The 11856-nt window shown below is 62.5% G+C and carries 13 protein-coding genes; 10 read left to right on the forward strand and 3 right to left on the reverse strand.

Translation table 11 applies throughout. The features are described from left to right. The first annotated feature begins 63 nt into the window (after positions 1 to 63). From ACB030_RS13725 to ACB030_RS13740, 4 genes are all read left to right on the forward strand, one after another. On the forward strand, positions 64 to 627 hold the full coding sequence (locus ACB030_RS13725; protein WP_371160493.1) for an NnrU family protein: 564 nt from the start codon (positions 64 to 66) through the stop codon (positions 625 to 627). Positions 628 to 686: 59 nt separating this feature from the next. Beyond that, complete coding sequence (locus tag ACB030_RS13730; protein WP_371160495.1) at positions 687 to 1223, forward strand: glutathione peroxidase; 537 nt, start codon at positions 687 to 689, stop codon at positions 1221 to 1223. 82 nt (positions 1224 to 1305) lie between these two features. Then, positions 1306 to 2241: a LysR family transcriptional regulator gene (locus ACB030_RS13735; protein ID WP_041204171.1), complete on the forward strand. Its 936-nt coding sequence runs from the start codon at positions 1306 to 1308 to the stop codon at positions 2239 to 2241. Between the two features lie 182 nt (positions 2242 to 2423). Then, on the forward strand, positions 2424 to 3620 hold the full coding sequence (locus tag ACB030_RS13740) for a NupC/NupG family nucleoside CNT transporter (protein WP_371160497.1): 1197 nt from the start codon (positions 2424 to 2426) through the stop codon (positions 3618 to 3620). Positions 3621 to 3853: 233 nt separating this feature from the next. Here ACB030_RS13740 and ACB030_RS13745 read toward each other — a convergent pair whose 3' ends face one another. Next, positions 3854 to 4357 carry a methylated-DNA--[protein]-cysteine S-methyltransferase gene (locus ACB030_RS13745; RefSeq protein WP_371160499.1) on the reverse strand — a complete coding sequence of 168 codons (504 nt, stop codon included), beginning with the start codon at positions 4355 to 4357 and terminating at the stop codon, positions 3854 to 3856. Positions 4358 to 4384: 27 nt separating this feature from the next. Beyond that, on the reverse strand, positions 4385 to 4801 hold the full coding sequence (gene arfB / locus ACB030_RS13750; RefSeq protein WP_005332323.1) for an alternative ribosome rescue aminoacyl-tRNA hydrolase ArfB: 417 nt from the start codon (positions 4799 to 4801) through the stop codon (positions 4385 to 4387). A 201-nt stretch (positions 4802 to 5002) separates the two neighbouring features. On the opposite strand from arfB, the gene glnK reads away from it, so the two are divergent. The 5 genes from glnK (at position 5003) to ACB030_RS13775 (ending at position 10360) form a co-directional block, all read left to right on the forward strand. Next, complete coding sequence (glnK, locus tag ACB030_RS13755) at positions 5003 to 5341, forward strand: P-II family nitrogen regulator (RefSeq protein ID WP_005332325.1); 339 nt, start codon at positions 5003 to 5005, stop codon at positions 5339 to 5341. A 242-nt stretch (positions 5342 to 5583) separates the two neighbouring features. Continuing rightward, a complete protein-coding gene (locus ACB030_RS13760; RefSeq protein WP_371160502.1) occupies positions 5584 to 6591 on the forward strand; it encodes a Fe(3+) ABC transporter substrate-binding protein in 1008 nt (335 codons plus the stop codon). Positions 6592 to 6630: 39 nt separating this feature from the next. Then, positions 6631 to 8256, forward strand: a complete 1626-nt coding sequence (locus ACB030_RS13765) for an ABC transporter permease (RefSeq protein ID WP_371160504.1) — start codon at positions 6631 to 6633, stop codon at positions 8254 to 8256. Between the two features lie 82 nt (positions 8257 to 8338). After that, positions 8339 to 9373 carry an ABC transporter ATP-binding protein gene (locus ACB030_RS13770; protein ID WP_371160506.1) on the forward strand — a complete coding sequence of 345 codons (1035 nt, stop codon included), beginning with the start codon at positions 8339 to 8341 and terminating at the stop codon, positions 9371 to 9373. A gap of 81 nt (positions 9374 to 9454) precedes the next feature. Beyond that, positions 9455 to 10360, forward strand: a complete 906-nt coding sequence (locus ACB030_RS13775; RefSeq protein WP_371160508.1) for a Dyp-type peroxidase — start codon at positions 9455 to 9457, stop codon at positions 10358 to 10360. An 80-nt stretch (positions 10361 to 10440) separates the two neighbouring features. On the opposite strand, the gene argR is transcribed toward ACB030_RS13775, so the two are convergent. After that, on the reverse strand, positions 10441 to 10911 hold the full coding sequence (gene argR, locus ACB030_RS13780) for a transcriptional regulator ArgR (protein WP_005308670.1): 471 nt from the start codon (positions 10909 to 10911) through the stop codon (positions 10441 to 10443). Positions 10912 to 11111: 200 nt separating this feature from the next. Between argR and ACB030_RS13785 the strand changes: the two genes are divergently transcribed. Further along, positions 11112 to 11852 (forward strand): ATP-binding cassette domain-containing protein, encoded by a 741-nt coding sequence (locus tag ACB030_RS13785; RefSeq protein ID WP_106885004.1) that lies wholly within the window; start codon positions 11112 to 11114, stop codon positions 11850 to 11852. Positions 11853 to 11856 lie beyond the last annotated feature (4 nt).

Here is an 11856-nt window from a genome sequence, read left to right on the forward strand (position 1 = left end):
GTTTTTGTATTCTGCCAGGGGCCTTTGCGGCATAGTGATCCCCCATAGTACAAGGAGCAACCCATGATCTTGCTGACCCTGGGGGTACTGCTATTTACCCTGATCCATCTCTATCCCTGCTTCGCCGTGGCGCACCGTGCCCGCCTGCGGGATCGGCTGGGGGAGAACCGTTACAAGGGACTCTTCTCGCTGCTGGTGTTCGTCGCCATCGGCTGCATCCTCGCCGGCTGGCGCAGCGCCAGCCCCATGCCGCTCTACTTCCTGCCTGCCTGGGGGCCCATGCTGGTGATGGCGGCCATGCCGGTCGCGCTGATCCTGCTCTGCGCAGGCCAGGGGCCCAACCACCTGAGGCGTTGGCTGGTACACCCCCAGCTGCTCGGCACCCTGCTCTGGGCCTGCGCCCATCTGGCGGTCAACAGCGAGGCACGCTCCCTGGTGCTGTTCGGGGGCTTGGGCGCCTGGGCGCTGGTCAGCATCGTCTGGATTTCGGTGCGGGACTGGCGCACCAAGCCGAGGCCGGCGGCCACCTGGCAGGGAACGGGGATCAGCGTGGGCGCCGGTCTGGCGCTCACGGCCCTGCTCATCTTCTGGGGCCACGGCTGGTTGACCGGGATCCCGCTGCACTGATCCCTGAACCTTGTTCGGGGATCTCGCGTATGATGGAGAAAACCCGAGGAGTCACGTCAATGAAATGGTTCACCCTGCTGCTGTTGCTCGGATCTGGCGCTGCATCTGCCGCCTGTCCCGACTACTTCAATGTGGAGATGCGGGAGCTCAACAACACCCAGCGCCACAACCTCTGCCAGCTGACCGAGGGCAAGGTGGTGCTGGTGGTCAATACAGCTTCTTATTGTGGTTACAGCGGCCAGTTCCGGGATCTGGAGGCGCTCTATCAGAGCTACAAGGAGAAGGGGCTGATGGTGCTGGGGTTCCCCTCCAACGACTTCTGGCAGGAGGCGGGCAACGAGAACAAGACCGCCGAGGTGTGCCGCCGGGATTACGGGGTCACCTTCCCCATGTTCAACCGGGTCTCGGTGCGTGGCGCCGATGCGGTGCCATTGTTCAAGGGGCTGGCGGCCGCCGCCGATGGGGATGCGCCTAACTGGAACTTCCACAAATACCTGGTGGGCCGCGATGGCAAGCTGATTGCGAGCTATGGCGCCAATCAGAATCCGGCCGATGATCCCCTCAAGGAGCAGCTGATCCAGGCGCTGGGACGCTGACCCTACCCCCTGGCGGGCGGCTCTGGAATAATGGGGGCCCGCCACTCACTCTGGTTATCCCGTGCTGCAACGTCTTCCCCAAATGGTGATCTTCGATGCCCTGGTCCGCGAGCAGGGCATCTCTGCCGCCGCGCGGCGGCTCGGGGTCTCCAAGTCCCACATCAGCAAGCAGCTGGCCCAGCTTGAGACCGAGCTCGGCGCCCAGCTGGTGCAGCGCACCACCCGCCGTTTCTCCCTGACCGAACTCGGCCAGGAGTATGCCCGCCACTGCCGTGCCCTGGTGGCGGTGGCCCTGGAGGCGGACTCCATGGTGGCGGAGCGGCGCGGCAAGGTGAGCGGCGTGCTGCACCTGGGGGTGGGCCAGTCTTTCGGCCGCTTGCACGTGATCCCGCGGCTCAAGGCATTCCAGGCGCGCTACCCCGATCTGGAGCTGGAAGTCTCCCTGTTCGATCACCGCACCAACCTGGTGGATGAGGGGCTGGATCTCTGGATCACCACCTACGAGGACAAGCCCGAGGGGCTGGTGGGGCAGCGGCTGGCGGACATCGGCTTCGTGCTGGTGGCCTCGCCGGACTATCTGCTGAGCCACGGCACCCCGCTGCACCCCAGGGATCTGGCCAGGCACAACTGCATCACCTACCAGAGCCGGGAGCGGCGCTACCACGAGTGGTCGTTTCGCCAGGGCAAGGAGCGCCAGACGGTGCAGGTGGCCGGCAACTACAGGGTGGATCTGGCGGAGGCGGTGCGGGATGCCGCCCTGGCCGGGCTTGGCATCGCCTATGTTGCCAACTACCTGCTGGACAAGGAGCTGCAATCCGGCCAGCTCATTCCCCTGCTGCCCCAGTGGCGCCCGAACCAGAAGATGGCGGTGCACGCCGTCTACGCCAGACGGGAGCACCTGGATCCCAAGATCCGCCTCTTCATCGACTTCCTCAAGGAGAGCTTCGGCCCCGAACCCTATTGGGCGCAGCGGCTGGCCCCCTGGCTGGGGGGCAGATTGTCCGGTGTGGAGGAATAATCGTTTCCATACAAGAACACTGACTTTCGCCTGATACCAAACACGAGCCAAATCAGCCAGTTGGCGCAACCGATATCGTGCAAACGTTTTTGCTAACAGGGCTGTAACCAGGTGGACTTGCAGTGATGGGGGCAGGGGAGCAGAATCCGCGACCATCTTCAGTCCCACTAGATGGAATCCCTATGATCGCCCTGCTCGGCATCTTGAGTATCCTGGTGTTAGCCGCACTCTGCTCTGATAATCGTCGTCGTATCCCGTTGAGAACAGTGGGTCTCGCCCTCTGCCTGCAAGTCCTCTTCGCCGCCCTGGTGCTCTGGCTGCCCGCCGGTCAGAGCGTGCTCAACGGCGTCAGTGAGAGCGTCAGCAGCGTGATCGGCTACGGTCAGGAGGGGATTGCCTTCCTGTTCGGCGACCTGGCCAAGTTCAAGCTGGGCTTCATCTTCGCGTTCAACGTGCTGCCGGTCATCATCTTCTTCTCCGCAGTGATCGCCATCCTCTACCACATAGGCATCATGCCGCGGGTCATCGCCCTGCTGGGAGGTGGCCTGCAGAAGCTGCTGGGCACCGGCCGTGCCGAGAGTCTCTCCGCCACCGCCAACATCTTCGTCGGCATGGTGGAGGCCCCCCTGGTGGTAAAGCCCTACCTCTCCAGGATGTCTGACTCCCAGTTCTTCGCGGTGATGAGCTGCGGTCTCGCCTCGGTGGCCGGTGGCACCCTGGTGGGCTATGCCAGCATCGGGGTCGAGCTGAAATACCTGATCGCCGCCGCCTTCATGTCGGCGCCTGCCGGTCTGGCCATGGCCAAGATCCTGGTGCCGCCCGGTGCCGATGAGGAAGATCACCATGAAGATGTGGAGATCCCTCGCGCCACCAACGTGATCGAAGCGGCGGCTGATGGCGCCATGTCCGGCCTCAATATCGCTGTGGCGGTGGGCGCGACCCTGCTGGCCTTCGTCGGTGTGATTGCCATGCTCAACGGCCTGCTGGGCTGGGCCGGTGATCTGGTGGGGCTGGATCTGAGCTTCCAGATCATCCTGGGCTGGCTGTTCGCCCCCGTCTCCTGGCTCATCGGCGTGCCCTGGGATCAGGCTCAGGCGGCCGGCGCCCTGATCGGTACCAAGATCGTCATCAACGAGTTCGTCGCCTTCATCGCCCTGGTGCAGGATCAGACCCTGAACGAGTCGAGCAAGGCTATAGTCACCTTCGCCCTGTGCGGTTTCGCCAACATCTCCTCCATGGCGATCCTGATCGGCGGCCTGGGGGCCATGGTGCCGGAGCGCAAGTCCTTCATCGCCCGTTACGGCATGCGCGCCATCCTGGCGGGGGTGCTGGCAAACCTGATGAGCGCCTCGCTCGCTGGCCTGTTCCTCGCCCTCTGAGTGGCCTCGAGGTTCGTGCCTTCAGATCCAAGCCCGCTTCGGCGGGCTTTGTTGTGGTCGTTGTCGGGCAAAAAAAAAGCGCCTCAGAGGAGGCGCGGGAAAAAGACAGATTGGAAGCGTCACATGGGTGCCACTTGAATGAGGGATGAGCCGTGCCATCCAAGTGTGAGTGCATCATGCCTTTTCCAGTCTGAAGCCCTTCTGAGGCGATTCTTCATGCTGTGTTCATTTTGCTAAACGCCCGGTGGCGTCAGCGTGAAGTTGTCGACAGTCTGTTGCTCCAATGCCAGCAGCCAGCGCTTGATGGGGATGCCGCCAGCGTACCCCGTCAGCGCGCCGCTGCTGCCTATCACTCGGTGGCAGGGCACTATGATGCTGAGCGGGTTGCGGCCGTTGGCCGCCCCGACGGCCCGCACCGCCTTGGGGTTGCCGATGGCCTCTGCAATCTCGAGGTAGCTGACGGTCTCGCCGTAGGGGATGTCGCACAGGGCGCGCCACACCGACTGCTGGAAGGGGGTGCCTCTGGCGGCGAGCGGCAGCGTGAAGTGCTGCAGCCGGCCGACAAAATAGGCCTCGAACTGCTCGAGGTAGGGGGCCAGGGCCACATCGTCCCGCTGCCACTGCGCTCTGGGGGTCACTGGCTGCTCCCCTCGCACGAACTCCACGAAGCGCAGGCCATCCTGGTCGATGGCGACCAGCAGGGGGCCCTGGGCGCTGTCACAAAAGCTGTATCTCATGAGTCTCTTTTCCTCGGCCTGAACGGCTCACTCCATCCCGGGCTTGCCACGGGCCGACTTGATCTCGCCCTTGCGCTTCTTGGCGTCGACCCGCTTGCGCTGGGAGCTGCGGGTCGGCTTGGTGGCATGGCGGGCCTTGGGACGCCAGGCGGCCTTTTTCAGCAGTTCGGTCAGGCGGCTCATGGCCTCCTTGCGGTTCATGTCCTGGCTGCGGTGGGTCTCGACCCTGATCTGGATGAAACCATCGTGGACCCGGCTGTCGCTCAGTTTCTCCAGCCCCTCCTTGTAGAGATCCGGCAGGCTGGGGGAGTCGCGATAATCGAAGCGCAGCCAGACGGCGGAGTCCGTCTTGTTGACGTGCTGGCCCCCGGCACCCTGGGCGCGCATGGTCTGAAACTGCAGCTCATGCCAGGGAATGATCACGCTGTTGGAGATGACTAACATGGGGTGATGCTCTCATTTGGTGCATCAAGGGAGTCTGGTGCAGCTTGGTGCCTCATTATGGGGCGAGATGCGCTTCCTTGGTGATCCTGAGCCGAAATGGCCCAAGGGTTAATGGCTATCTTTATGAAAATAAACAATAAAAATACTTGGCACAAGAATTGATGACCTCTTCATGACATACCATGGATTGGGAGCAACCAGATGAAGCTGATTACTGCGATTATCAAACCTTTCAAGTTGGACGATGTGCGCGAGGCCATCGCCAACCTGGGCGTCGAGGGGCTGACCGTGTCCGAGGTCAAGGGCTTTGGTCGCCAGAAGGGGCACACCGAATTATACCGGGGGGCCGAGTACCAGGTCGACTTCCTGCCGAAGGTAAAGCTGGAGATCGCCACCGCCGACGAGAACGTGGAAGGGGTGATCGAGGCCATCTGCAAGGCGGCTTATACCGGCAAGATAGGGGACGGCAAGATCTTCGTCTATGACCTGCTGCAGGCAGTGCGCATCCGTACCGGCGAGAGCGACGACGAGGCGCTGTGATCCCGCGCCAGGGCCCCGGCCACTGAGCCGACCGGGTTGAGCGCTCAGGCCCTGCCGGGTCGATAGCAAAAGAGAATGCGTGATCATGGAGAGACTGGGTGGGATTCCATCCGGTCTTTTTGTTTTAGCAGTGATTAAATATGTGGCCCTACCTCTGCAAACCGCCTTGATCCTCTCATCCTGATTCATGCAGAATGCAAACGAAAATGGTTATCACTTTATGCACAGACAAGGAATGGATGATGAAAATGAAGATGCTGGCGCTGGTGTTCTCCTCGCTGATCGCCCAGTCGGCCTTTGCCGCCGCTGAAGTGAATGTCTACTCCAATCGGCAGGATGAGCTGATCAAGCCCATCATCCAGCAGTTCGAGAAAGAGACCGGGATCAAGGTCAATGTGGTGTTTGCCAAAGAGGGGCTGAACGAGCGCCTGGAGCGCGAAGGCAAGCTCTCCCCGGCGGATCTGATGCTGACTGTCGACATCAGCCGTCTGACCGATCTGGTGGACAAGGATCTGGTGCAGCCGGTGGACAGCAAGACGCTGCAGGAGAACATCCCCGCCATCTATCGCGATCCGGACAACAAGTGGTTCGCCCTGACTACCCGGGTGCGCGCCATCTACTCCAGCAAGGATCGTCTCGGCAAGCTCGACACCATCCGCTACGAAGATCTGGTCAAGCCTGAATTCAAAGGAAAAATTTGTACCCGCAGCGGCAAGCACGAGTACAATGTGGCGCTGGTTTCGTCCATGATCGCCCATCACGGCATGGCGGACACCAAGACCTGGCTGGAAGGGGTCAAGGCCAATCTGGCGCGCAAGCCGCAAGGCAACGACCGGGATCAGGTCAAGGCGATCAAGGACGGTATCTGTGATGTCTCCCTGGGCAACAGCTACTACCTGGGCGCCATGTTGAAAGACCCGGCGCAGAAGTCCTGGGCCGACGCGGTCGAGATCAACTTCCCGAACCAGGCTGATCGCGGTGCCCACGTCAACGTGAGCGGCGTGGCCATGACCAAGTATGCCAAGAACAAGGAAGCCGCCCAGAAGCTGATGGAATTCCTCTCTGGCGACACCGCCCAGCACATGTATGCGGATGTGAATGCCGAGTATCCTGTCAAGGCCGGAGTCGAGCCTTCTGCCATGGTCAAGTCCTGGGGCAGTTTCAAGTCTGACCCCATGCCGGTCAGCGACTATGCCAAGCACCGCAAGGACGCCTTGCAGCTGCTGGATGAAGTGAAATTCGACTTGTAATCAGATGGGGCCTAAGGCCCCATCAATCGCTGTGGACTCATGAAAAATTGTGGATGGATTGCCGGCAGCTGGGCCACCGCCCTGCTGCTGGGTTTGCCGGTGCTTGCCCTCATCTTCTCTGCCTTCTCGGCAGACGGAGAGCTGTTTCGCCACCTCGCCGATACGGTACTGATCGACTACCTTGGCAACACCTCAGGGCTGGTGCTGGGGGTAGTGCTGCTCAGCCTGCTGTTTGGGGTGCCCACCGCCTGGCTGGTCGCCATGTGCCAGGTGCCGGGGCGCCGCGCCCTGCAGTGGGCGCTGATGCTGCCCATGGCCATGCCCTCCTACATAGTGGCTTACGTCTATACCGACCTGCTCGACTACTCGGGCCCGCTGCAGGCGGGGCTGAGATCCCTGTTTGACTGGCAAAGTCCGGCCGATTACTGGTTCCCGGCCATCCGCTCCCTCGGCGGTGCCGCCTGGGTGCTGGCGCTGGTGCTCTTCCCCTACGTCTATCTGCTGGCGCGCGCCTCCTTCCTGGAGCAGTCGGTCAGCCTCATTCACTCCAGCCGGTTGCTCGGCTGCACCCCCTGGCAGAGCTTTCGTCGCCTCAGCCTGCCCCTGGCCCGTCCCGCCATCATGGTGGGGGCGTCGCTGGTGGCGATGGAGACACTGGCGGACTTCGCCACCGTCCATTTCTTTGCCATCAACACCCTGACGACGGCCATTTACGACACCTGGCTCGGTTACGGCAGCCTGGCCACCGCAGCCCGGCTCTCCTGCCTGATGCTGCTGGCGGTGGTGTTGCTCATCGCCCTGGAGCGCCGCTCCCGCCAGCGCCAGCAGGTATTCCAGAAATCCATGGGCCATGAGCAGCCCCTGCGCTACCCCCTCAAGGGGGCGAGCCGTCTGCTGGCCGGGTTCTGGTGCTGGGGACTGGTGCTGGCCGGTTTTGGCCTGCCGTTCGTGATCCTGCTGGATTACGGGGTGCGCTATTTCGAACTCTCGTGGACGCCGGAATTCGTGCGCTTCGCTGGCAACAGCTTGGCTATCTCGGCCCTGACTGCCCTGCTAGCCATGGCCATCGCCCTGCTGCTCGGCTTCTTCCGCCGCCTCGATGGCGGCACCCGCAGCCTGCTGCCCCTGCGTATCGCCGCCACCGGCTATGCCATGCCGGGCACTGTGCTCGCCATCGGGGTGCTGGTGCCGCTGACGGCGCTGGATTTTGGTCTCAACGATCTGGCCGAGTGGCTCGGGATGCAGGGGCCAGGTCTGCTGCTGACCGGCACCCTCACCGCCATCGTATTCGGCTACCTGGTGCGCTTCGTGGCCATCGCCATCGGCTCGGTGGAGAGCAGCATGGGTAAGATCTCCCCCAGCCTCGACATGGCGGCCCGCTCCCTGGGGCAGGGGACGGGGGGCATGCTGCGCCGGGTGCATCTGCCCCTGGTGCGACGGGGCCTCTTTGCCGGCGCCATGCTGGTGTTCATCGAATCCATGAAGGAGCTGCCCGCGGCCCTGCTGCTGCGGCCGTTCAACTTCGAGACCCTGGCGACCCATGTCTACCAGTTCGTCTCGGACGAGATGCTGGAGCGGGGGGCGCTCGGCGCCATCGTCATCGTGCTGGTGGGGCTGGTGCCGCTTATCTGGGTCAACCGCAGCCTGGACAGTCCGGGGCACTGAGTCGCCACGCCGGCCAATGAAATTGCATACGGTGTGCTTGGCCGAAAGGCCGCGCACCGCCAGAAACGAGAGGAAGTCAGTCGTGTCTTGCTTGCAAGTAGAGAAGGTTAGCTGCCGTTACAACGGCCAGAACGTGCTGGAGCAGCTCTCCCTGACGGTGGACGACAACGAGATCGTCTGCCTGCTGGGAGCGAGTGGCTGTGGCAAGACAACGCTGCTCAAGGCGGTCGCCGGTCTGCTGCCGCTGGCGGAAGGCCGTATTCATCTCGGTGAGACCCTGCTGGACGGGCCCGGCGTGACGGTGTCGCCTGAGCGTCGCCACATCGGCATGATCTTTCAGGATTACGCCCTCTTCCCCCACCTGACGGTGGCCGAGAACATCGGCTTCGGGCTGACCCGGGCGCCTCGCGACAGCCGCCAGCAGCAGATCGACGAGGCGCTGACCCTGGTCAACCTGCAGGGGCTGGGGGATCGCTATCCCCATCAGCTCTCCGGTGGTCAGCAGCAGCGGGTCGCCATTGCCCGCGCCCTGGTCTGCAAGCCCAGATTGATGCTGCTGGACGAGCCCTTCTCCAACATCGATACCCAGGTGAGGATGAAGCTGATCCTGGAGATCCGCACCCTGCTCAAGCGTCAGGGGATAGGCGCTATCTTCGTCAGTCACAGCAAGGAGGAGGCGTTCGCCTTCGCCGATCGGCTGGCGCTGTTCCGGGCCGGTCGCATCGAGCAGGTGGGTCAGCCGGAGCAACTCTATCGCCGCCCCGAGAACCGCTTCGTGGCGGAGTTTCTCGGCGGGGTCAACTATCTGGCGGCCGAGGTGGCGGACAGCCACTGCGTGCAGACAGCGCTCGGGGTCATCTGTGGCCATGAGCCGCACGGTCGCGCCCCGGGAGAGCGGCTGCAGCTGATGCTCAGGCCCCAGCAGCTGGCATTGGCGGCCGCCGCCGACGGCGACTTGCTGGTGCGGGAGCAGCAGTTCCTCGGCCATCACTGCCGGGTGCTGGTGGAGTGCGCCGGCCAGGTGCTGGAGGCCAGCATAGGGGAGCCTCTCGAAGGGGAGAGGGCGCGGGTGACCGTGGCCCCCCATGCCCTGGTGCTGTTCGAACAGATGCCTTGATAGTGATGTGAAATCAAGGAATTGACCCCGTTCCGGTTTATAATCGCGCCACGCCCATAGCCAATGTCTTTGGAGAGAGAAATGAAAGCCCAAGCCGGGATCTGCGCAGAGCCGAATCTGCATGCCCTCTATCTGATGTTCAATCGCACCGGTGACGGTGTCGAGCTGGCCACCCGTCTGGCCAGGCTGCCGGTTCTGTGGGATGCGGTGAGCGCCGATTTCCCCGACGCCGGTTTCAGCGGTCTGGTCGCCGTCGGCGCCGAGGGCTGGGATGCCATCTACCCGGCCGCCCGTCCGCCCCAGTTCCGTGGCTTTATGGCGCAGGAGGCCAATGGCAACAAGGCGCCTAACACCCCGTTCGATCTGTTCGTGCAGCTGCGCGCCGATCGGGTGGACGTCCTCCATCACGCCGGCCATCGTGTCATGGCCCTGCTGGCCGGACTGGTGGAGCTGGCCGAGGAAGTCCGCGGTTTTCGCAACCAGGATTGCCGTGATCTGACCGGTTTCGTCGACGGTACCGAGAACCCCCAGGGTGAGCACAGGGCCGAAGTGGCGCTGATCGACGGGGGTGAGTTTGCCGGCGGTTCCTACGTTCATGTCCAGCGCTGGGTGCACGCCATGAGCGACTGGGAGAAGCTGGCGCTGAAGGAGCAGGAGGACATCATAGGCCGTACCAAGGCGGACAACATCGAGTACGAGTCGGCCGACAAACCCCTGACCTCCCACATCAAGCGGGTCAACCTCAAGACTCCGAAGGGAGAGTCCATGGAGATACTGCGCCAGAGCATGCCCTGGGGCACCATGACCGAGCAGGGGCTCTACTTCATCTCCTGCTGCCGCACCCCGCTGCACTTCAACGCCATGCTGGCCAGCATGTACAAGGGGGAGGGCAGCCACTTCGATCACCTGCTGCGCTTCACCAGGGCGGTGACAGGGGCCGCCTTCTTCGCCCCCTCCATCGATTTTCTGGTCGCCCGGGGCAACTAAGCCCACTTGCGGATCGCGCAGAAACAAAAATCCCGGCCTTGGCCGGGATTTTTCGTTCAGGTGGCGCGAGCGCGACCCGATCAGGGGGTCTGTTCGAACAGCTCGAGGGCGGAGAGGTAGAGCTCTTCGATGTCGGTGTCGCTGGTCGGGGTGATGAAGATGGTGTCATCACCGGCTATGGTGCCGAGGATACCTTCGGCCTTGCCGAGGGAGTCGAGCAGGCGGGCGATCAGCTGGGCCGCACCCGGGCTGGTGTGGATCACCACCAGGGCGCCGTTGTGGTCGACATCCAGTACCAGATTCTTGAGCGGGCTGGAGGTAGTGGGCACACCCAGCTCCACCGGCAGGCAGTAGACCATCTCCATCTTGGCATTGCGGGTGCGGACGGCGCCGAAGCGGCTCAGCATGCGCGAGACCTTGGACTGGTTGATGTTCTCAAAGCCCATCTCTTGCAGGGCAGTGACTATCTCTGCCTGGGAGCCAAAGCGCTCCTCTTTCAGCAAGGCTTTAAAGGCCTTGGCCAGTTTTTCTTGCTTGTCGTTATGTTTCATCTTGGACTCACGAATGAGGGAGGTGACCGCCTGTCACGCTCAGGCGGCAGATACGAACAGCGCTGCTATTTTGCATTCATATGCCTGTTTTGGCAAGGAAGCGGCGCTTGTTCTGCATATTGATTCAAATATAGCTTGCATCAACTTATGCTGGCGCTAGAATCAGGACGAAATTTTGAAAACTTATTCAATTGGGCTGTATGGGTATCGAATTAATCGGCATCGAAAAATCCTGGCACAAGGTGCCGGTACTGCAACAGGTCAGCTTCCGGACTGCACCCGGCGAGACCTTGGTATTGCTGGGCCCGAGCGGTGCGGGCAAGAGTTCGCTGCTGCGGATGATGAACCTGCTGGATACCCCGGATGCGGGTGTGCTGCGCATCGCTGACAGTGAATTTTCTTTCCCGTCCAGCCTCTCTGCCGCGGAATTCAACCGTCAGGCCCAGGCCCTGCGCCGCAAGGTGGGCATGGTGTTCCAGCAGTACAATCTCTGGCCCCATCTCACCGTGATGGAGAATCTCATCGAAGCCCCCATCAAGGTGCTGGGCATGAGCCGCGAGGCTGCCATCGAGAAGGGCGCCTACCTGCTGGCCCAGTTGCAGCTGGCCGACAAGCGGGATGCCTGGCCTGCGCGACTCTCCGGCGGCCAGCAGCAGCGGGTGGCCATCGCCAGAACCCTGATGATGGATCCCCAGGTGCTGCTGTTCGATGAACCGACCGCGGCCCTCGATCCCGAAATAACCAAAGAGGTGGCGGAGATCATCCGCACCCTGAGCCAGACCGGCATCACCCAGGTGGTGGTGACCCACGAGGTGGAGTTCGCCCGCAAGGTGGCCAGTCAGGTGATTTATCTGGAGAAGGGGCGGATCATCGAATCCGGCACCGCCGCCATCTTCCAATCCCCGCAAACCAGCCGGTTTGCCGAATTCTTGATGCATTGATACT

Source organism: Aeromonas sp. S16(2024) (assembly GCF_041403065.1).
Taxonomy (GTDB): Bacteria; Pseudomonadota; Gammaproteobacteria; order Enterobacterales; family Aeromonadaceae; genus Aeromonas.